We start from the raw sequence: 22723 nt of genomic DNA, 5'->3' as shown, positions 1-22723 counted from the left end.
GTATTTGTTTGTTGGAATTCCCTCAGTTCATATCCCTTTAAATCCCATACCAGTTTCTACCTGTTGTTCTGCTGGAGTGAGTTCCACTCCAGCAGACGCAACTTTGCGATTCATCTGACGCAAAATACCAACTTGGCTGAAGAATATGCCAATTAAAATAACGCTACCGCCGACATATTGGGCTAGGGTAGGAGCTTCACCTAAGATTAAATAAGCAGCCAAAATGCCTGCGATTGGAGTAAACGAGCTAATTAAGGAAGCCACAGATACACTGGAAGTTTTCAAACCTTTTATCCAGAATGACTGGCCTAATACCACAATCAATCCACCATAAAGGAACATCCACTGCCACAAGAATGGTGAAAGGACATCAGCAAAATGGTCGCGGCCATAAAGGATTAAAGCAATGCAGAAAAAGATTACTGTTCCTAGTGCAGTACGAAAGATACTGTAAATTCCTAGAGAAATCTGGGAAAGGTATTTTTTGCCAAGAATTGTAGAAACAGCTACAGCCAGAGATCCTGCCGCTACTAGGAGTTCTCCTAAGCCCAATTGCAAACCTCCCATATTCATCATGGCTGCCTCTGGAGGCTGAAGAATAATAGTTAGGGTAACACCAACAAAAGCAGCAATTGCCCCCAGAAATTCCCAAAGACTTACCCGTTCTTTCAACAACCAGACCGATAAAGCCAGAGTTAAAGGTGGTTCCAAGCGTCCCACCAAAATCACATTATTCACCTTTGTCAGTGCTAGTGCCTGGAAAATTAAGCCAGGGGCCAGCGCTCCTGATAATATTGCTACTGCTGTGAGACTGAGCCAATCCTTCTTTGATAGTTGCTTCAAAGTAGCTCTATTCCACTGTCGCCAATAAATTAAAATCAGAACTATTAAGGCGCATAAATTTCCCACGAATAAAACATTACACAAAGAAATTGGGTTGCGATCGCCTATGAAGTGTTGAGCACCAATTTCTGTAAGCTTGCGAGTGACTGCACTAGAAGCTCCAAAAATTAGCATTGCTAGCCAAAGATATGTTTGTCCAGAAATTTTACGAGTTAGGCGATGTGGTCTTCTGGCTCTAGTCACAATAACATCAGTACAATGAAGACATTGCTCATTATACTAAGTTGACTTTGTTTAATTCAGTATGAGATTTCGCTGAGAAAATACTTAAATTATCTTAGGAGTTGGAGTTTACTATATCTGTCTGAGAAAATACTGAGAACTAAATGAATTTTATTAAGGTATAAATTCATGAAAATCATGATTTAGTTTCAAGAATATCTCAGTTTTTATTGGCATAGTTTGGGTGTTCGAGACAACTCAAACATCAGGAGTCAAAAATGAAACTCGCACCCTTAATTGCAACTGTTACTTTGACTGGTTTTCTAACGGTTTGGGACGCACCATTAAAAGTAATTAATCCTTCATTAGTTCAGGCCTCAGCTCAAGAATTATCTGTACAACAGAAAATAGAATTACTTACTAAAAGTAAAGGTCAGATTGGTAGTGGCGATCAGCTGCGCCGTTTCTTTTTCGGTGATTTAGAGCCAATCGGTATCCAACCGGGTGGAGCGGGTCATGTGGTTAATCTTTATAACAAAGCCAACAATGTCACATTTTCTTACTGTTCAACATATGATGTGATTGTTGCCATTAAAAAAGGTAAAGTGGCTAAGTTTGAACCCAATGAAGTGAAATAACTTCTAAGTAGAAGGCAGAAGGCAGAAGGACGACACTTTGCTCAAGTCGGGAAACCCGCCCACGCAAGTGTCTCCAGAAGGTAAATGCCAGCTGATGACAGGGTTTCACTGGTTGGCATTTTACATTTAATTATGTCCACCTACTTAGAAAGAATTAAGTAATCGTCTTCTCAGGTTCAAACTTATTAAACCTGGGAAGCTCGACAATATTATATAAATGCTGAATTATTGCTGAGAAAATAGTAAAAACTATGTCGCAAATTCCCTTTAATTTCTCAGTTAAGCTTTATTCTTTCATCACTTAAGAGTTGTTAAATGCCGCAATACTAACAGCAGTTCACAAAAGCAACTCTTACATCTTACATCTATGCCGCAATCATCTCATACCACAGTCATCCTGGGTGGTGGCTTTGCTGGACTGTTTACAGCTCTGCACCTCAGCCATCAAAATTATTCGCATCCAATTATTCTCATTGAGCAACGCGATCGCTTCAGTTTTAAACCGTTATTATACGAACTGTTAAGCGGCGAATTGCATAGCTCACAGGTTTATCCCCACTATCAAGAGCTTTTAGCTGGCAGTAGTGTAACTTTTGTGCAAGACACGGTGGAATCAATTCATCTCAATCAATGCAGAGTTACCGTAACTTCTGGAAAAGTTTTTGACTACCGCAACTTAGTGTTAGCACTGGGCGGCAAAACAACCTACTTTAATACTCCCGGTGCGGCAGAATATGCGATGCCGTTGACTTCTGGGGAAGAAGCGATCGCTTTACGAAAACACTTGCGATACAGACTGCATCAAGCAATCCAAACTCAAGATATTGAGCGTCGTCGGTTGTTACTGACTGTTGCCATCATTGGGGCAGGCCCAGCTGGTATTGAACTAGCGTGTACGTTAGCAGATTTATTACCGATTTGGTATGACGAATTGGGCGGCGATGCTGATGAAATTCGGGTTGTTCTAGTCAACCGCAGTCGGGAAATTCTTAAAGGAGATGTGAATAGCCATTTGCGCTGTACAGTCCAGGGGGCGCTCAAACGTCGCGTGGTTCCCGTTGATTTCTTATTCGATGCGGTTGTTACCAAGATGCAAGCAGATGGTGTGGAATATCAGCAAAACGACCAAACACAGATTTTACAAGCCGGAACGATCGCTTGGACTGCCGGCACTACTCCCAATCCGCTGTTGATGGAGTTACCAATCTTAGCCCAAAGACGTGACAAACGCGGACGGCTGGTGGTGACACCGACATTGCAGCTTCCTGATTTTCCCGAAGTCTTTGCGGCTGGAGACTGTGCCGCAGATAAAAATAATCCCCAACCACCCACAGCCCAAGTTGCCTACCAACAAGGAAAAGCGATCGCTCACAATCTTCAGAGGCTTTGGCAAGGCAATTCAACTGTACCCGTGCAAATTCAAATGCGCGGCACTTTGATGAAACTGGGACTCAATGAAGGTGTTGCTAACTTGTTTAATAAAGTTCAGATAAAAGGCCAGCCCGGTCATTTGATCAGGGAAGCAACATATCTACAACTGCTACCCAACTCTGCACATAATCGCAAAGTCACAACTGAGTGGTTAACCGACGAATTATTTCAGCGCGATCGCCCTTTTTCCCACATGCAGTTAGGACAAACTCCTTGGCTATCTGGAATTGCAACCATTGCTGCCGGACTGATTTTGGCAACTCCCCTAGTCTGGCGGGCTGCTCAACCGATGCAATTTCAGCAAAACTTCAGTTGGACGGGCGTACCGACGTTGCTCGACCAGCTTGCACCCTCTTCTCATTGAAGAGCATAGAGATTCTTAATTTACCATCCTTTCTTGTGCAAACTATTCAAACCCCAATCTCATCTTTAGGAGTTTACTGATGAAATACCTACTCAACCTACGGATTGCTTTTGTTGTCAATCGCGTGACGATGGGCGTTTTCTTTTTCCTCTCTGGGATTGCTAACTATCTTAACTTCAGCGTTCCTAATGGTTTCTATCAAACTGTGCTGACGCTGAAACTGCAAATAATTGGCCCTGGAATTCCACCGGGATGGGAAGGTGTAGGGCCACTGCCTTGGTTCATTGCCATTCCTTATGGCTGGTTGCTACCTTTAGCAGAAATCATTTTAGGTGCTTTATTTGCTCTCAATTATTGGGTGCGGTGGACAGGATTACTACTGATTCTAATGACATTTAGTATTATTCTGGCATTTGGCATTATTCCTGCTGGCAGTTTGTTTCCTAATGCAGCAGAAAGCTTTAACAAAAATATTTTATTCATGACTTTAATTTGGATGTGTATTGCTTACGATGCTTACGAACAGAAAATGAGCCGCCGTCGTACCCAAGCAGCAGCCGATTATGCTCAGAATGCTTCTAGAGATGATATGTAATCATCTTCTGTGTTAACCCTACTCTCATCATTCTGGTTCATGCTTTACGTGTAGGCGATCGCCTCATGGAACAGATGGCTTAAGAGGTTAACGAATGTTAGGCTATTTATGCAGATTATTTCACAGTTTTTTATGCAGTGGCAACCAATAGAAGATTTACCATTAAACTGGGAAAAATTAGCTAGTGCTGAGTTGCCACCTTTAGTTACTGTTTGGAATGAACAAGCACAGCGTCTTCGTTCCTCTGGCGAGTTCAAAACCTTTATGGAGAGGTTACGCCGAGAGATTGCAATAGAAACCGGAATAATCGAACGACTGTACACGCTAGACCGAGGAATCACTCGGTTATTGATTGAGCAAGGAATCAATGAGGCTTTAATTCCTAATGGAGCTACAGATCGCCCAATTAGACAAGTTGTATCTTTAATCCAGGATCAAGAAGCAGCAATTGAAGGGCTGTTTGATTTTGTAGGTGGACAGAGAACTCTAACGACTTTCTACACCAAACAGTTGCATCAACTTCTAACCCAGAATCAAGATTATACGGAAGCTGAAACACCCATAGGACAAATCATTCGCGTTAATCTTATAAAAGGTGACTGGAAGCGACTCCCTAATAACCCTAAAAGACCTGATGGCTCCATGCACGAATATTGTCCTCCAGAACAAGTCGCCTCTGAAATGGATAATTTGATTCAATGGCATCATCAACATCAAGCAAGACAAATTCCTCCTGAAGTTGAAGCAGCATGGCTGCATCATCGCTTTACACAAATTCATCCATTTCAAGATGGCAATGGTCGAGTTGCTCGCTGCCTCGCTAGCTTAGTTTTCATCCAAGCTGGATGGTTTCCTTTGGTTCTGACTCGTGACGACAGAGGAGCTTATATTGCGGCTTCAGAGCAAGCAGATCGAGGTGATTTATCAAATTTGATTAACTTATTTTCTAGGAGTCAAAAGCAAGCATTTATTCGTAGTCTTGGTTTATCTGAACAAATCTTGTCAGAAGCGCGACGCGCTCAAGTTGTTATAGCTTCTATAGCTGACAAGCTAAAGCAAAATCAATCAGCAACTATTCAGGATCGCTGTCAAAAAGTCGAGAGTTTCGCTACAAACCTTTTTGAAATTGCATCCGCTCGTTTACAAGATATTGCTAATGAAATAAGGTTATCTGTTCAAAATCTCATAAATGATGCTCAGGTTTTTATAGTCTCGGCTCCCCCTGGCGATCCTAGATCCTATTATCATCGTTATCAAGTTGTCGAAACAGCTAAACAGCTAGGATACTTTGCAAATCTTCGTCCATATCATAGTTGGATACAATTAACAATCGACGTAGAATCAACAACAACAATCTTATTGTCTTTGCATGTTCTTGGACATGAGTATCGTGGTCTACTTGTTTGTTCTGCCTGTGCGTATCATAGAGATAATGCAGAAGAAGGTGAACGAAATATTAGCGATATTCAAGCTTTAACTGACTCTCCATTTCAGTTTTCCTATGCTGATGAAGAAAGCAATCTTACAGAGCGTTTTAAGCAGTGGTTGGAAGATATACTTGTAACTGGTTTAGAGTATTGGAACAAGAGCATCTAACTAAAAATGCTGGTTATAGAGCTTGGTGATGAAAAAGAGATATCTAGTAGTAGATGCCGTGTAATTTTAGATGATTTACTACTCCCGTAGTGCATAACCTACACCACGCACTGTATGCACTAAACGTTTCTCGTTATTTTCTTCGAGCTTCAAACGTAGATAGCGAACATAAACTTCGATAATATTAGAATCACCCATAAAATCGTAACCCCAAACTTTTTGGAGAATTTGATCTCTAGTAAAAACTTGGCGGGGATGTGAAAGAAGATATTCTAATAAGTCAAACTCTTTTGCTGTTAATTCAATACTTCGTTTACCCCGAAATACTTCACGAGTGCGGCGATTTAAACTTAAGTCTTCAAACTGCAACAAGTCTTCATCTGTTTCTTGAGTGCGGCGCAGATGAGCGCGGATTCTAGCTAGCAGTTCTTCGATGCTGAAGGGCTTAACTACATAATCATCGGCTCCTGCATCTAATCCTGCCACGCGATCGCTCACTTCATCTCTTGCTGTTAACAAAATCACAGGCATAGAAGAACCTGTTGCTCGCAGACGACGACAAATTTCTAAACCTGATAGTCCTGGCAGCATCCAATCTAGAACCGCTAAATCTGGTGATGACTCACGTGCCAATGTCAGTCCTGTGATACCATCATAGGCTATACTAACTTTGTATCCTTCGCTACTCAGTTCTAATTCCACAAATCGCGCTAATTTGACTTCATCTTCAACTAAAAGTATGTGTGCTGTCATATTTTTACTCCTCAAGTAGGTAATTCTAGAATAAAAGTGCTGCCGTACTTCAGCTTAGATTAAATTGTGACTTTACCACCTATGCTTTAGATTATTTATAGTGAGGAATTTATCGTTCTGCTCAAGGATTTAAAGCCCTGAATACGAGATTTTATTTAATTAAATTAAGTCTTTTTACTTTTACAATTGAAAAGCTGACTCTATAAATTGTCTTATACTATTTTCCACAAATAATGATACAGATCTAAACATAAGAACCTAAACCAAATGTGACTTTCTTAATTACGAATTAGTATTACCTCTTACCTTCACTAGCTATATAGGTAAACTAATTGTAAACATACTTCCTTCCCCTAACTTTGATTGCACGTTCACACTACCTCCCATACCCTCTACAAGTGTCTTGACAATAGATAAACCCAAACCACACCCACCTGTTATATGGCTGCGCGATTCATCTACGCGGTAAAATCTCTCAAAAATGCGTGCTTGGTGTTGTAAAGGAATGCCAAAACCTTTGTCACAGATTTGAATAATTGCTTTGTCTTGAAGTTGATTTAATTTAAAAATTATAGGCGTACCAGCTTCAGAATATTTCACAGTATTATCTATCAAATTTAGTAATACTTGTTTGAAACGGCTGTAATCTACTTTTACCTCAATTGGATAAGTTTTTGACTCAATGGTAATTACGCGATCGCTATATTTTTCTGCCATCACCACAACTTCTTCAATTAAGTCATTCAACACATAAGATTTTATTTGAAAGTGCAAATAACCGCTATCTGCACGTGCTAAATCTAGTAAATCTTGTAATAGACGGATGGTACGTTCGGCTTCCGATGCAGCAGTTTCTAAAGCTTCTTGTTGAGTTTGAGTTAAGTTATTTTGCCGTCGCAAAACGCTTTGCAAGTAACCATGTACAATTGTCAACGGTGTGCGTAACTCATGAGAAACATTGCTGACAAATTCTCGCTCTTGTTCCCAAGATCGAGCCAGGCGCGATAACAGCATTGTTAAAGTTTGAGCTAACTCTTTGACTTCGCTAGGTGCATTATCAAGATATAGTTGTGCTTGCCCTAAATCTTCTACGGAAATGACAGCAGTCATTTGATTTAGCTGACGCAGAGGTTTTAAAGAATGCTTAATATAAAATGCGATCGCAACTGTTAAGGCAATAATTGCTAAAATACTAGTAATACCTAAACTCTGCACCATTAGCACAAACATTGTCTGTTCGTGGGTAATATCCTTGACTACAAATAAGTCGCCTAGCAACTTACCTTGCACTTCTACAGAACTACCACATAAAATAAAGTAACTGTGGTTAACTTGGTAAACTTGTGGTTTAATCGGCATCTGGGTTAGGGACATTAACTCAGCTACCATAGAATCAGATAATGAATCTAAAGTTGCAGATTTTGCTAATATTTTATTCTTAGGACTTTTTAGCCATAACAATATATTGGTATTTGTCAAGTTATCAATAGCCTTTTGCAACCCAGTTTCCGATTGCATCATTTCACTATAAATTTTTACATCTTGCGGTAAACGTTTAGCGATTTGTTCTATATTCTGTTTATGACTATCGATTAAGATTTGCTGCATTTTCCAACTAATCCAAGTTGCGAGGCTACCTAATACCAAAGCCGAAAATATAGCTATGCCAATCGTTAGACGTAACTGTAATGAAAATGGATCTAGATTTATCCAAATTTTGCTAATTTGCTTCACTTTTTTAATTATATTTATAGCGATTAAGAATGCTTTAATAATAAAATTATATTGCTATATCTTTATTTATAGCTAATTTTAAATTATCTTTGTTATATACATACAGTGAAAACGGCAGCCATTTCATTAAGATTGCTAAATATTTTTATTTTATTGCCCTCTTTGCTCTACAAAACCTCTCACATAATAATTTAAATGTATTCACTATTAATTAGATTAATTTTAGCTGAGAATTCCATTAAAAATTTTAAGTAGGAAACAGGAGTGAAAAGCTAGTTTTCGACAGGGTTTTATAGCTTGATATTTTATAGTTAATTATGTCCATTTACTTACTAATGTTAAAGCCAGTAGAAAGAAAATTGAGTAATTAAAATTTGAGATAAACTGAAAAAATTTTTATATAGCAATCATACCTATAGCTAAGTTAAAAATATCGCTCGCATTCAAAATTAGGAACGCAGTAAAGTCTAAACGGGAGCAACGCGTTCATAGCGAGATCGTAGTCAAATGAACTGGGAAAGAAAGTAATTTTAATTGCTAAGGAAATAAGTGAAATCCATATAATCAGCCTGGAAAGGATGTTTATCCAGAATCAGACTTGATTTTATGTGAATGTTTGTGATACTCTGCCTTCATCCAAAATTACAGCTACTCGATAGAGTAACCGTAGTTTGTAACAACACAGTGTGCATGAAACGGGAATCACCCCTTATGCCAAAAGATTGGTATGAATGGCACGACCTCTACAACACTGAGCCAAAGTTGCAACAGCGTCTAGAAATCGTGCGCGAGTATATTGCTTATAGTTTAAATGCATCCCCTATTGGAGCTATCCGGATAGTGAGTGTTTGCGCGGGTGATGGGCGAGATTTACTCGGAACCCTAGAAAATCACCCCCGTGCGAAGGATGTTTATGCACGACTTGTTGAAATAAATTCAAATCTAGTTGAACGCGGACGAGCAACTATAGAATCTTTGGGTTTGGCAAAGCAAATTGAGTTTATCAATGGTGATGCAACGATCGCCACTAATTATATAGGAGCAATACCGGCAGATATTGCGATCGTCTGTGGTGTCTTTGGCAATCTTGCTGATGAAGCCGAACTTAATCGCCTTCTGGATAACCTAAGTTTTCTCAGTAAAAAAGGTACTTTTGTGATCTGGACTCGCGGACACTCAAACGGTATTGCCTACTCTGACAATGTGCGGAAAATTTTACGTACATCTGGATTTGAGGAAGTGAACTTTAAGCTGACTGCGACTCAGGATATGGGTATAGGTATTCATCGTTACCTTGGTGAAAATTTGCCTAAACCTAAAGAGCAACAGTTATTTGTGTTTTCTGGCATTCCTAGTAAAGCGAGGTAAAAAATGTCTATTCAAAACACAGTATCCAGTTGGGAAGAACTGTTAGAAACTGCTAGAAAAAATACCTCTGCGCGTAGGGTGAAGAGGCCGGGACAATCTCCTTCTACTGCACCGATCCCCAGTAGTTTACACAAAATTCCTCCAGATACAACACCGCCAGTCCTGCTTTATCGAGATACTAATTCCTGGTGTCCTTTCTGCGAAAGAGTTTGGTTTGCTCTGGAAGAAAAGGAAATTCCGTTTGCGACAGAGTTTATCGATCTGAGTAATAAACCTCAATGGTATGTTGACTTGGTTCCTACAACCCTTGTCCCGGCGGCAAAAATTGAAGAGAAGTTAGTGTATGAATCTAAAGATATTCTCTTAGCTTTAGAAGAAAGGTTTCCTAGTCCTGCATTGTTACCTGAAGATCCAGAAGAAAACGCTGTGGCTAGACAATTGGTTGAGGAGGCTGAGACTAACGGGTTTAGAGATATTGTCTACAAATTCCTCAGAGATGCACCCGCAGATGCTCATGAGTTGGCAAACTTACAAGCGGCGTTTGAGGCTAAGTTAGATGAACTAGAGCAAGCTTTAGCCAAATATCCCGGCCCCTACTTTGTAAGTACGTTTAGCTTAGTAGATATTATGTATAGCCCTCATCTCGATAGATTAGCGGCTAATTTACCTGTGTATCGGGGATATCACCTCAAAGGAAATCCTCGCTTTCCTCGAATTAATGCTTGGTTTGACGCACTCAATCAGCGTCCTGCTTATCAAAGGGTTAAGTCAGATAATATTACCAATAATTTACTTTTGCGGCGCAGGTGGGGTGTGGAACCGATTGGAAATCCCTTGCCTCTTGATGCAGTAGATAGTGAGAAAATTCAATATCGAGCGGAAGCAGCTGAAAGACTGAGCGATAACCGAGAAGTTGCCATAGGAGATATTCTCAAAAACTCTGGAGTCCAAGCTTTAGCAGCAGATGGTGATATTACAACAATTAAAGAAGCGGTTGATTTTCACCTGCGACAACTGGCCGATTATTTAATTAACGGTAATGGCGCAACCTTACCTGGGGGAAGGACAGGTGGTAAAAATAGCAGTATCGATCCGATCTTCGCAGCTGTGGGAGCGATCGCACTCGCATATGTGAGAAATCGCATCTGCGCCCCTCGTGACATGAGTGCTGGTGCAGCAACGGCATTCCGAGTAGCAGTAGATAAACTATTGACATCAGTCTACTAAGAAAGGCAGAAGGCAGTCCCGATGAAAAAATTCTCATCACCATGCATGAAAAAGGAATATTCCCTACACCCCACACCCCACACCCTACACCCTTTTTCAAGGCAGGAGGCAGAGGGCAGAAGGTTAGTAACTTTCACTCAGCACTCTAAAACACTGTTTGACGTAATTCTGGAAATACTTTAGACACCTTGTTTAATAGATAGTCGCCATAGGTTCCGCGAAATTCACGAACGCTAGCTTTATCCCAGCGATCGCTTTTATCATCATTCACTACTACCTCGTTCAGTTCAATGGGTTTGACTTCAACGTTGAAATTAGGATCGAAGAAAAATGGAAACGACAAACGATTACTTTTTGACTGGTTCAGAACGCGGTGAGGTGTTGAGCGATACAATCCTTGTGTCATGCGATCGAGCATATCTCCAATGTTGCATATAAACGAACCAGGAATAGGAGGTGCATCTATCCAACCAGACTTTGATTTCACTTGTAATCCGCTGACATTATCCTGCTTGAGAATAGTCAATACTCCGTAATCAGTATGCTCGCCAACGCCCCATTCAGATTTAGCCTCAGATAACGATGGATTGGGAGGATAATTGAAAATCCGAAACAATATCAATGGGTCTTTTGTGTAGCGGTCAGCAAAGTAAGACTCTTCTAATGCCAAACTCAGAGCAATGCTAGCCATGAGGATGTGTCCGAGTTTGGTCATTGACTCTATATATTCAAGCACCGTTTCCCTAAATTGCGGCATATTCGATGGAAAGAGATTGCGACCGTGCATGGGTACGCCAGCTTTCACAAGTGGATGATTTTCTTCTAGTTCTGCACCAAAATAAATGCCTTCTTTTAAGTCAGGTTTACCCGATGTTAACTCGTTTCCAACTGGGAAATATCCTCGCCATGCTCTACCACCAACAGCCATATTTATCTGAAGTTTAGTTTCGATATCTTGTGCAAAAAACTGTTGGCTGAGATGTTCTAGCTGCTGTTGTAGTTGTTCGTCAACCCCATGTCCAACGATATAGAAAAAACCGTAATCTTGGCACGCTTGTCTAATTTGGGCTGCAACTTCCAAGCGATTTTGTCGTGTTTCTCCAGAAGAGTTCCCAGTTTGGTAAACCAGCACACTAACATCAATGATGGGAACTTGTGAAAAATTTTTGTCTACAATTTGTAAGCTTGTCATACTCTGGTTATTTTAGGAGGGTATGGGCTAATAACTAAGCCATATAGGAAATTATATCGATTTAAAAATGTGAGCGATCGCTAGCCCTAGTCAAGTCCTTAAATAGATTTATTTGAGATAGATTTGTAAACTTTATTTTAAAATACTTTATTTTGACGTAATTGCCGTAGTATATTGAGTTTATCCTTAGTGCTTCTACAAAAAATAAAAACTTGCAGAATAAGGATTAATTATTGATTGATATTATTTACATACAAATATTACGATATTAGTAATTAATAAATTAGAAAAATGCAGTACAATCAACTAAGTAATAGCGAACTAAAAGTTTCTGAAATTTGCCTTGGTACTATGACCTATGGGCAGCAAAATACTATTGAAGAAGCCCATGAACAGCTAGATTATGCAATTAATCAGGGAATTAATTTCATTGATGCGGCTGAAATGTACCCAGTACCAACTAGCGCTGAAACCTATGGTTCAACTGAAACTTACATTGGAGAATGGTTAAAGCATCAACAGCGAGATAAATTAATAGTTGCTACTAAAATTGCTGGGCCTGGTCGAGGTTTTAAATGGGTGCGTGGTGGAGCCAAAGCAATTGACCGAGACAATATCAAACAAGCAGTAGATGATAGTCTTAAAAGATTACAAACAGACTATATTGATTTATACCAAATTCATTGGCCCGATCGCTACGTACCGCGTTTTGGGCAAACAGTTTTTGACCCTTTGCAAGTAGGAGAAACAGTTCCTATCGCCGAACAACTAGAAGTTTTTGCTGATGTCATAAAAGCAGGTAAAATTCGCTATATTGGCTTAAGCAATGAGACTCCTTGGGGAGTTGTACAATTTAGCCAGACAGCTAAACAATTAGGATTGCCCAAAGTTGTCTCTATTCAAAATGCCTATAACTTACTCAATCGAGTTTTTGATGGCGCTCTTGCAGAAGCAGTTTATTACGAAAACATTCCTTTACTAGCTTATAGTCCTTTGGGATTTGGCTATTTGACTGGTAAGTATCTCAACGGTAAACCAGAGAAAGCAAGAGTTACTTTGTTTGAAAATTTTGGTCAGCGCTATTTAAAACCAAATGTCAGCGAAGCAGTAGCAGCCTATGTAGAAATTGCCAAACGCCATCAACTAAGTCCCGCACAATTAGCTATAGCATTCGTTCGGAGTCGTTGGTTTGTTGCTAGTACAATTATTGGTGCTACTACACTAGAACAACTCAAAGAAAATATAGAAAGTATCAATGTAGTTCTTGATAAAAATATTTTGGCAGAATTGGATGCAGTTCATCTTAAATATCAGAATCCAGCACCATAAAAATGCTGAGTTATGAGTTTGGATTTAATTGCCAAAGCTAAGAAACCAATCCTATTCAGAGAGGAACATCAACATGGCTGAAATCAAAGTATATAGTGCAGTCGTTTGTCCTTATGCTCATCGTTCGCGCTTGGTACTACAAGAAAAAGGCATCGACTTTGACTTGATTGAGATTGATTTGCAAAACAAGCCGCAGGGATTTACAGATATTTCTCCCTATGGAAAAGTACCTGCGATCGCACATAACAATCATCGAGTTTGGGAATCAGCAGTAATTAACGAATATCTCAACGAGGTATTTCCTAATCCGCCGCTTTTACCCAATAGTCCCATTGATAAAGCCCAAGCTCGCATCTGGATTGATTTTGCCAATACTAGGTTTGTTCCGGCTTTTTCTACTTTATTGCGTAGTCCCGATATCCAACAGCAACAAGCAGCTAAACAAGAACTATACAAACATTTGCAGTTTATCGAAAATGAAGGTTTAGGGAAATTATCAAAAGACGGCCCCTATTGGTTTGGTGAATCCGTCAGTCTGGTTGATTTCACCTTTTACCCCTGGTTTGAGCGTTGGCCTGCACTGAAGCACTATCGAGACTTTGCAATCCCAGAAGAATTTACTCGTCTACGTCAGTGGAAAAAGGCTCTAAAACAACGCGATTCAGTAGTTGCGATCGCTAATAGCAAGGAGTTTTACATCGAGCGATATGCGAGATTCGCTACTCCTGTTGCTGCATAGATATTTCCTGACCTTTGGCTTAATATTTCTCTGAGTTTTCGCCACTCAAACAGATTTTGGGTGGCGAAAAACTAAAGATAACGGGAGAGGAGAACAATAAATAATGGTGCAACTGTTAGTTAAAGAAGAATCCAAATACTGGATTAATATTGCTAATTCTTTATCTACCGAATTAGCAGCCACCGCTGTGGAAAGAGATAACCAAGCAGGACTGCCAGATGTAGAAATCCAACGGTTAAGAGAAACTGGTTTACTACCTTTGGTTGTACCAAAAGAGTATGGTGGTATAGGTGCGACTTGGGCAGAAGCTTTAAAAATAGTCCAAAAACTTTCAAAAGCAGATGGTTCTATCGGACAGTTGTATGGCAACCATCTGAATTTAACTGCCTTAGCTCATGTTTCGGGAACACCAGAGCAAAAAGAAAGATATTATCGGGAGACTGCCGAAAAAAATTTATTTTGGGCGAATGCAATCAACACTAGGGATACAAGGCTGAAAATTACACCTGATGGAGAACACTTTCGTGTCAGTGGTCTGAAAAGTTTCGGTACAGGTGTCGCCATTGCAGATTTACGTGTTTTCTCCGCTTTACAAGATGGTGTAGAGTTGCCGTTATTATTCGTAATTCCCAAAGATAGAACTGGTGTTGCTTCTAACCAAGATTGGGACAATATTGGACAAAGACGCACAGACAGCGATACATTCACTTTTCATGATGTTTTGGTAAAAAAAGATGACATTTTGGGATATCCTCATCCTCCTGATGGTGCTTTTAGTACATTTTTGGGAATCATTGCTCAACTAACAAAAACCTATATTTATTTAGGAATTGCTGAAGGAGCATTAGCAACTGCCAAACAATACACTATTAATCAGACCAAACCTTGGATTACATCTGGTGTTGATAGTGCTACACAAGACCCTTATATTTTGCATCACTATGGGAATTTGTGGACAGAACTGCAAGCAGCAATTAGTTTAGCCGATAAAGCTGCTATTCAAGTACAACAGGCATGGGAGAAAGAAGCTAATTTGACTCTTGAAGAGAGAGGAGAAGTAGCAATTTCGGTTTTCGCAGCTAAAGCTTTTGTTACTAAAGTTGGTTTAGATATCACCACAGGTATTTTTGAAGTAATGGGAACTCGTTCTACGAGTACTAAATATGGCTTTGACCGTTACTGGCGAGATTTACGTACTTTCACACTCCACGACCCCGTAGATTATAAATTGCGCGATATTGGCAATTGGGTACTTAATGCAGAATTACCTTTAATTACCCAATATTCCTAAATTACAAGTTTTCGCCACAGTATACCTCTCAGCGGTTGTTTAAGGTGGTTTATCCACCTTATTTCATTAATTTTGAATTGCTTGGTAATAGAATATGAGTCAATTAATGCAATCTTTAAAAAATAACTTTGAGTTTTGGAAACGCCGAAAGATTACTCGTCGTTACGCATTATTTACCTTGGGCTATAGTCTAGTATTGTCTACTACATTATTTAGTTGTAGTTCTGCACAAAATAATACTCAACAACAACCAGATTCATCTAAAGTAGTTAGTAATACTACAAATAAAGTATTTAGAATTTCTCGTTCTAAACAACTTACAGCCTTAGCTGTTCTCGAACAAAAACATATTCTAGAAAAACGATTAGAACCTTTAGGTTACAAAGTAGAATGGCCGGAATTCGCCGCCGGACCTCAAGCACTTGAAGCGCTGAATGCTGGGGGACTTGATATTGCTTTAACAGCGGAGTCACCTCCTATTTTTTCTCAAGCAGCTGGAGCATCTCTTGTCTATTTGGCCGCTAATTCTCCTGATGGTAAATCAATTTCGCTTTTAGTTCCCACTAATTCTCAGATTAAAAGAGTCAGCGATTTGAAAGGTAAAAAAATTGCTTCTCAAAAAGCATCTATCGGTCACTATCTCATAGTTAGAGCTTTAGAAAGAGAAGGGCTAAAACTTAGTGATATACAGTCTGTTTTCTTACCACCTCCAGATGCCAATGTAGCATTTAGTCAAGGAAAAGTAGACGCTTGGTTTATCTGGGAACCATTTGTGACTAGAAATGTACAGCAGAAAGTTGGACGAGTTTTGACAGATGGTGGTAATGGTTTGCGGGATAGTAATAACTATTACTCGACAACCCGTAAATTTTATCAAGAGAATCAAGAGGCGATAAAAGTATTTCTAGAAGAACTGCAAAAAGCCCAAAATTGGGCGAAGAATAACCCCAAAGAACTCGCACAATTACTTGCTCCAGCCACTCAACTAGATCCAGCTACGTTAGAAGTGATGCACAGTAAGTATGATTTCACACTCGTGCCCATCACCGATAAAATCATTGATAAACAACAGGGAATTGCTGAAAAATGGTATAGCTTGGGACTAATACCAAAGAAGGTAAATGTCAGAGAGGATTTTTTAACTCCAGAACAATATGCACAAATTACCCCTCAAGAAGTGCTTGCTAAAAAACAGTAACACATATCTTGCACCCCTCCCCGACGAATAGAATTCCCGGCTACAACAAGCAAGTCCGCCTGCACGGAAAAAGCGCAAAATCAAAGCTTTTGAGCAGCAGGAGGCAAGCTTTGCTTGTGTAGCTGCTACTTACACTGGAATTTCAATTAAAAGTTCTGTGCCTTCACCCAGAACAGATTTGCAACTTAGTTTTCCACCGTGAGTTTCTTCGACGATAGACTTTGCGATCGCCAACCCTAACCCCGTGCCTTTTCCGACAGCTTTCGTAGTAAATAAATGGTCAAATATTCTCTGTTTAACCGATTCATTTATGCCCTTGCCATTATCAGTAATAGCGATTTTAACTAGATTATTTTCTAGTGAAGTTGTAACGCTAATCCTGTTGGGTTGAGCTTTGATTTCTTCAAAATTTCGTCCAAAATTCGACTCTTCTAATGCGTCAATGGCATTAGCGATAATATTCATAAATACCTGGTTTAATTGCCCTGGAAAACACTCTATTTTTGGTAAATTACCGTAGTGATTCAAGACTTCAATTGCCGGACGTTGTTCGTTAGCTTTGAGACGATGTTTGAGAATGAGAAGAGTGCTATCAATGCCTTCATGAATGTTAAACGGCACTTTGTAATCTTTATCAGCACGAGAGAAAGTACGTAAACTAGTGCTGATATTTTTGAGCCTGTCACACGCCATTGTCATGGAATCAAGTATTTTGGGCAAGTCTTCTAAGCTATATTCCAAGTCAATTTCTTGGGCATGGTCTAGAATTTTTTCACTTTGGTCGGAGCAAGTTTCTTGGTAAAGTTTTAAGTGTTCCACAATATCATTAAGGGTGGGTTTAGCTTGTTTAAGACTGGCAGCAATAAAACCCAAAGGATTATTCATTTCGTGAGCGACACCCGCAACTAAGTTACCCAAAGCAGACATTTTCTCACTTTGAATTATTTGTAATTGCGCTTGTTGCAAAGCAAGTTCAGCAAGTTTACGATCGCTAATATCTATCATCACCCCATCCCAAACGATCGAACCGTCGGCTTGCCGTTCCGGTCGTGATGCCGCCTGCACCCATTTCACAGTGCCAGAGGTCGTAATAATGCGCCATTCCTGCTCAAAAGCGGTGAGAGTCTCGGCAGAATCAATGAACGCCTGGGTGAGGGCTGGGCGATCGTCTGGATGCTCCAGCATCCGAAAATGTGTGATGCCTGCCAAGAAATCTTCGGGTGGCACTTCATATAAAGCCGCGCAGCCCGGACTAATGTAGGGAATTGAAACAGAACCATCGGGAGCGAGACGCAGCTGGTAAATTATGCCAGGAAGATTATCCGCCAACTGCTGAAAGCGGACTTTGCTAGCACTCAGTTCTGCTAGCATTTGTTGGGCTTGCTCATAAAGTCGCGCATTTTCTAGGGAAATTGCGGCTTGAGCGCAAAGTAGATTGAGGAGTTCCATGCGATCGCTGGTGAACGCCCCCCTGACTAAATTATTTTCGAGATATAAAATGCCCATCAACTTGCCTTGATGCAAAATCGGACTACACAAGATACTTTTCGGCTGTTGACGCACAATATACGGGTCATTGGCTAAAAGCGGATCTGCTGTCGCATTTACCAGGCCAACAGTTTGATTGCTGTGCTTGACTTTATAAATTAATTTGTGGGGAATATCTTGACTATCTTCAATAGGAATTCTCTGCAACACAGCTGGCTGTGTTCCCTGGGACATCGATCCTTTAATTAACAGGCGATCGTCTCGTAACAGCATTAATACACATTTATCAGCCCCTGCATTTTCGATGACGATTCTTAGTAACGATGCAAGCAATTTTTCCAGTTCGATTTCACTGGAGATCGTGTGGGAAGCTTTGAGAATCGCTTTTAAATCTAGGGTATTTGAGACACTGCTGCTAGAAGTGGCTCCACTGGTGGGGGTGACAGTCCCCAAGGGGATGATGGTTTCGTTAATTGAGAGGGTCGAACGGGTTTGCTGTAATATGGGGGCAAGTAGTTGGGGATAGCGTTTTTCTAAATCGGCAACTTTGGCTTTTGCACCCCATTTGGCGTAACAATAGTAAGCTTCTTGCATATAGCCTGCGGCAACTTTGGCTTTACCCCAACCCAGGTAGAATTTAGCTGCTAGTTCGTTAGCTAAGGCTTCTTCTTGGATGTAGCTGTTGGCTTTAGCAAGAGAAATAGCGCGATCGTAATAATCCCCTGCTTCATAATTCTTGCCTAATACCCGGTATTTTTCTGCCTCTACCAAATCCACCTTATGCTGGTGATTCATGGGTGCATGATCCGCCCATTGCTGTAACCGGGTTTGGTTTTCTATTACACTCTGCAATACTTTTGATGTTTCGTCTAATTTTGGATTCAATTGTGCCAAAGTCAGCAGCGAATCATAAAGATAAAATACTGGTTCGCTGACTAATCCCGCACCAGCCATAAAATAGCGCCTGACTTCAATAGCATGATTTTTCGCTGGCTCAATTTCTCCAAACAAGAAACAAAGCATTAATTTATATAAATGGAAAATATACAATCCATATCCATCATTGGCAGATTGTAGCTGCTGGAGAAATTCTGTTTCTTCAAGAGCTTTTCCAGACAAAAATGTGGTGTGTTCTCCAACACCCAGCAAGTTTAAAACCGGTTGCCAATAAATCCGACAATAATTTGCGGTTGTCAATTGATTTATTTGCATCAAACTATGGCAGTAGGCGTAAATATCCTGCTCTAAGGTAGTCAGGGATTGATTACTCCAAAAAGAATTGAGACAAAAACTGTGACCATTGTACCCAGCAAATACAAGGCTTCCAAATTCCAAGGCACTGGTGTAACCTTCTTGCAAAAGGGGTAGTGTTTCTTGAATGTGAGAGTTGCGGTGTACAATAAACAACCCCAAGAGCATCAAAACCTCTGTTTTAGTGGCTTTGGCATCAAGTTTCGAGATAATCTGAAGTGCCAGAGAACCAAACTGTGTTCCTGTATCTACGACTTGGAAGAAATTGCAGAGAATATTGCCATAGTTCGCATAGCCGAAAGTAGAAGTCGATGTGTTACCGTACTGAATCGAGAGTTTAACGGACAAAGTATTCAGCAATGGGTACAACGGTGAGCCAGTGAGGTAAGCTGCTGGGCTGATGATATTGCCAATCTTGAGAATAGCGAGTTTTTCGGCATCTCGCATCTGTGGTAAGTTAACCAAATCGGCAATTTGCCTATCTCCAATCAGTTGCTCAATCTCTTGGATTTCTTGTTGCAGATCTGATGGTGTGGGTGTTTGGGGAAAGGTAACACCAAGCTGTTGTAAGACTGGTTGAGCGATCGCGATCGCTGAGGTCAAGTTACTTTGAAAAATATGAGATTGAATTCTAATGCAGTAAACATTAACCTTTTCTAATAAAGAATGTGCCTGTTGAATAACAGTATCAATGAACTGTTCCATCGCCTCAAAATTACCATTTAGCAGTGCTATTTCCGCAGCTAATTCATGCAAGGTGAGGGTCATTTCATACTGCTGCTGCCAAGTATTTTCTGCCAACAAAGATAATGCCACTGTGACATATTCACGTGCTGCTTGATAGGCGGTAGAATTTTTGGCTTTGCGAGATGCAATCAGATTAAGTTGTGCTAGTTCATCTCGTTGAGTTTGTTCGCTAATTAAAGCCGTGCCGTAATTTAATTGATTGACGATTTCAAAAATCCGGTCTTCTCTTGCTTGTGCGGAAATCTGTTGCAGCAGCAGTTGTCCGATTTGGTAATGAGTCGTCTGTTTTTGGTCATCAGGAATTAGGGAATAAGCTGCTTGCTGTACTCGGTCATGCAAGAATTTGTATGTAACAATCTGTTTATTTTCCGATGTACGTGCTTGATTTTCTTTCCCGACATAAAACTTATAAACATCACCAATTGGTAAAATCAACCCTTCTTGCAAAGCTTTCCATAAAGCCGCAGCCGTCTCAATTTCTGATTGCTGCGAAACAATCGCCAAAGTTGCTAAATCAAAAGAGTTGCCAATACAAGCCGCTAACTGCAAGACATCTTGAGTCGATCGCGGTAATTTTTGCAGTTGCAAACTCATAAAAGTTACAACATCATCTGTAACTGCTTGAGCTGTCACTTCTGATAGATTGCATTGCCAACAGCCTAACTCAAAATCAAATTGAATTAATCCATCTTGATGTAATGCTTTGATAAACTGTGTGGTAAAAAATGGATTTCCTTTAGTTTTTTGATAAATTAATACAGAAAGATGCCATGCTACATCTTCTGAACATTTGAGCGTGTCAGCAACTAACTTATTTACTTGCACTTGACTCAGGGGTGCTAAAGTAATCGTATTAATCTTTGCTTGTGATTTCGCAATTTCATTTAATATCAATATTAATGGATGGCGTAGAGTGACTTCGTTATCTCGGTACGCACCAATGATGAAAAGATGACTTGTATCAGCCATTAATAGCTGCATTAACTTCAGCGATGCCGAATCTGCCCATTGCAAGTCATCTAAAAATATTACTAAGGGATGTGATGCACTGGTAAAGACTTGGGTAAATTTTTGAAATAATAAATTAAAGCGATTTTCTGCCGCCGTTCCTGATAACTCTATCGCTGGTGGTTGTTCGCCAATAATTCTTGATAGTTCGGGAATGACTTCAATAATTACCTGCCCATTTTCGCCAACAGCCTCTAAGATTTTAGCTTTCCATTGCTGAACTTGGATATCACTTTCTGCTAATAATTGCTCCATTAAATCCCGGAATGCTTGCACAAAAGCACTGAAGGGAATATTGCGTTGAAATTGGTCATATTTGCCTTTGATAAAATAGCCGCGTTGTTTGACAATTGGTTTATGTACTTCGTTGACAACCACAGTTTTACCAATACCTGAAAACCCAGCAACGAGCATCATTTCTGTTGCGCCAAGACTAACTCTATCAAATGCTTGCAGCAGGGTTTGAACTTCAGTTTCTCGTCCATAGATTTTGTCAGGAATGAGGAAGCGATCGCACACATCGCGCTGTGCAATTTCAAAGGATTTAATTTCACCCGTTGCTTCTAGCTGCTGTAAACAATTCTCTAAGTCAAACTTTAATCCTAATGCACTTTGATATCTATCTTCAGCATTTTTTGCCATCAATTTCATGACAATCTCACCCAGAACTGAAGGCAGTTCTATTTTGGGATTACTTAACTTTTCTGGGAGTTTTGCCAAATGAGAATGTACTAACTCCATTGGGTCATTAGCTTGAAAAGGTAACTCTCCTGTAAGTAATTCATAGAAAGTTACACCGATGGAATAGAAATCTGTGCGATAATCAATTCCACGATTCATTCTCCCCGTTTGTTCTGGAGATATATAAGCTAGTGTCCCTTCTAAAACATTAGGATTGACTAGTGTTTGGGTTTCTCGTGGTAGTAAAGATGCAATGCTAAAGTCAATTAATTTAACTTGTTTGGTTTCGGGATTAATTAATATATTGCTGGGTTTAATATCTTTATGAATGATGCGCTCGCGGTAGAGTATATCTAAGGTATCGCACAAAGCGATCGCTATTACTAAAAACTCTTTTAAAAACGCGATACTTTGATTTTGGGCAAAATAATCATTGAGAGAAATTCCCCCAAAGTCTTCCATAACTAAGATATAGCCATTTTGATAAGGTTCGAGGCTATAGGTTTGAATAATGGAAGGTGAATGGAGATTTTTCGCAATAGTGTACTGATTGCGAAACGACAAGAGTTCATGGAAGCTAGGAAAAGGATTTTTCAGTAGTTTAATCGCTACTGGTGCTAAGTCGGATTCTCTAACTGCTCGATAAACTTGGGTTCTAGAACCACTGTAGAGTTCTTCAATGATGCAATATCCAAGAATACTGACAACAGCACTGACCATACAGCTAAATCCTCACAATTTCTGGTGCATTTAGTATTCCCAGATCGTTAATGACAAGTTAAGAATAAGGGGAAATTATCAAGCGTGGTATTGCTGTGTTGACATACTCCCTAACCTTCAGGGTTTACATCTGTGTCAAACTTTGGGCGAAATGGTATCATAGCTGATTTTTAAAAGTAAAAACTAACCTTCTTTATTTCGAGCCTGCTGAAAAAGCTGAGATTGATAATTCTGAATTTTCTCCAAAATCCTTTCGCGTTGTGGATACCCTTCGCTCTTATTTGCTAATGTCAGCGAATTTGTCTAAT

At 39.9% G+C, this 22723-nt stretch carries 15 protein-coding genes; 10 read left to right on the top strand and 5 right to left on the bottom strand.

All coding sequences use genetic code 11. The annotated features are described in order from the left end of the window. Positions 1-27 precede the first annotated feature (27 nt). Entirely contained in the window at positions 28-1086 is a 1059-nt protein-coding gene (locus I8752_RS21495) for a DMT family transporter (RefSeq protein WP_214434317.1), read from the bottom strand. Between the two features lie 257 nt (positions 1087-1343). Between I8752_RS21495 and I8752_RS21490 the strand changes: the two genes are divergently transcribed. The 4 genes from I8752_RS21490 to I8752_RS21475 all read left to right on the top strand — a co-directional run bounded on the left by I8752_RS21490 (position 1344) and on the right by I8752_RS21475 (position 5689). Further along, complete coding sequence (locus I8752_RS21490; protein WP_214434316.1) at positions 1344-1703, top strand: hypothetical protein; 360 nt, start codon at positions 1344-1346, stop codon at positions 1701-1703. A gap of 367 nt (positions 1704-2070) precedes the next feature. After that, positions 2071-3498 (top strand): NAD(P)/FAD-dependent oxidoreductase, encoded by a 1428-nt coding sequence (locus I8752_RS21485; protein ID WP_214434315.1) that lies wholly within the window; start codon positions 2071-2073, stop codon positions 3496-3498. Positions 3499-3577: 79 nt separating this feature from the next. After that, complete coding sequence (locus I8752_RS21480) at positions 3578-4093, top strand: DoxX family membrane protein (RefSeq protein WP_214434314.1); 516 nt, start codon at positions 3578-3580, stop codon at positions 4091-4093. A 108-nt stretch (positions 4094-4201) separates the two neighbouring features. Beyond that, a complete protein-coding gene (locus I8752_RS21475; RefSeq protein WP_225895816.1) occupies positions 4202-5689 on the top strand; it encodes a Fic family protein in 1488 nt (495 codons plus the stop codon). Between the two features lie 78 nt (positions 5690-5767). On the opposite strand, the gene I8752_RS21470 is transcribed toward I8752_RS21475, so the two are convergent. Together I8752_RS21470 and I8752_RS21465 are read right to left on the bottom strand one after the other, a co-directional pair. After that, positions 5768-6442 carry a response regulator transcription factor gene (locus tag I8752_RS21470; RefSeq protein WP_214434313.1) on the bottom strand — a complete coding sequence of 225 codons (675 nt, stop codon included), beginning with the start codon at positions 6440-6442 and terminating at the stop codon, positions 5768-5770. Between the two features lie 315 nt (positions 6443-6757). Then, positions 6758-8176: a sensor histidine kinase gene (locus tag I8752_RS21465; protein ID WP_214434312.1), complete on the bottom strand. Its 1419-nt coding sequence runs from the start codon at positions 8174-8176 to the stop codon at positions 6758-6760. A 711-nt stretch (positions 8177-8887) separates the two neighbouring features. Between I8752_RS21465 and I8752_RS21460 the strand changes: the two genes are divergently transcribed. Together I8752_RS21460 and I8752_RS21455 are read left to right on the top strand one after the other, a co-directional pair. Next, positions 8888-9544, top strand: coding sequence for a class I SAM-dependent methyltransferase family protein (locus I8752_RS21460; RefSeq protein WP_214434311.1), 657 nt, complete (start codon positions 8888-8890; stop codon positions 9542-9544). Between the two features lie 3 nt (positions 9545-9547). Then, on the top strand, positions 9548-10771 hold the full coding sequence (locus I8752_RS21455) for a glutathione S-transferase family protein (RefSeq protein ID WP_214434310.1): 1224 nt from the start codon (positions 9548-9550) through the stop codon (positions 10769-10771). A gap of 145 nt (positions 10772-10916) precedes the next feature. Here I8752_RS21455 and I8752_RS21450 read toward each other — a convergent pair whose 3' ends face one another. Continuing rightward, the gene (locus tag I8752_RS21450; RefSeq protein ID WP_214434309.1) at positions 10917-11963 is read right to left on the bottom strand and encodes an isopenicillin N synthase family dioxygenase; all 1047 of its coding nucleotides are present in this window, start codon (positions 11961-11963) and stop codon (positions 10917-10919) included. A gap of 291 nt (positions 11964-12254) precedes the next feature. Between I8752_RS21450 and I8752_RS21445 the strand changes: the two genes are divergently transcribed. The 4 genes from I8752_RS21445 (at position 12255) to I8752_RS21430 (ending at position 16520) form a co-directional block, all read left to right on the top strand. Beyond that, a complete protein-coding gene (locus I8752_RS21445) occupies positions 12255-13292 on the top strand; it encodes an NADP(H)-dependent aldo-keto reductase (protein WP_214434308.1) in 1038 nt (345 codons plus the stop codon). A 73-nt stretch (positions 13293-13365) separates the two neighbouring features. Then, entirely contained in the window at positions 13366-14031 is a 666-nt protein-coding gene (locus I8752_RS21440) for a glutathione S-transferase family protein (RefSeq protein ID WP_214434307.1), read from the top strand. 103 nt (positions 14032-14134) lie between these two features. Next, the gene (locus tag I8752_RS21435; RefSeq protein ID WP_214434306.1) at positions 14135-15322 is read left to right on the top strand and encodes an acyl-CoA dehydrogenase family protein; all 1188 of its coding nucleotides are present in this window, start codon (positions 14135-14137) and stop codon (positions 15320-15322) included. 106 nt (positions 15323-15428) lie between these two features. Next, positions 15429-16520: an aliphatic sulfonate ABC transporter substrate-binding protein gene (locus I8752_RS21430; RefSeq protein WP_214434324.1), complete on the top strand. Its 1092-nt coding sequence runs from the start codon at positions 15429-15431 to the stop codon at positions 16518-16520. Between the two features lie 129 nt (positions 16521-16649). Here I8752_RS21430 and I8752_RS21425 read toward each other — a convergent pair whose 3' ends face one another. Further along, entirely contained in the window at positions 16650-22415 is a 5766-nt protein-coding gene (locus I8752_RS21425; RefSeq protein ID WP_214434305.1) for a trifunctional serine/threonine-protein kinase/ATP-binding protein/sensor histidine kinase, read from the bottom strand. Between the last annotated feature and the right edge of the window lie 308 nt (positions 22416-22723).

The sequence above is a fragment of the Dendronalium phyllosphericum CENA369 genome (assembly GCF_016056275.1).
Classification (GTDB): domain Bacteria; phylum Cyanobacteriota; class Cyanobacteriia; order Cyanobacteriales; family Nostocaceae; genus Dendronalium; species Dendronalium phyllosphericum.
The sequence above is the reverse complement of the archived record's forward strand: the minus strand, read 5'-3'. Positions and strand labels throughout refer to the sequence as shown.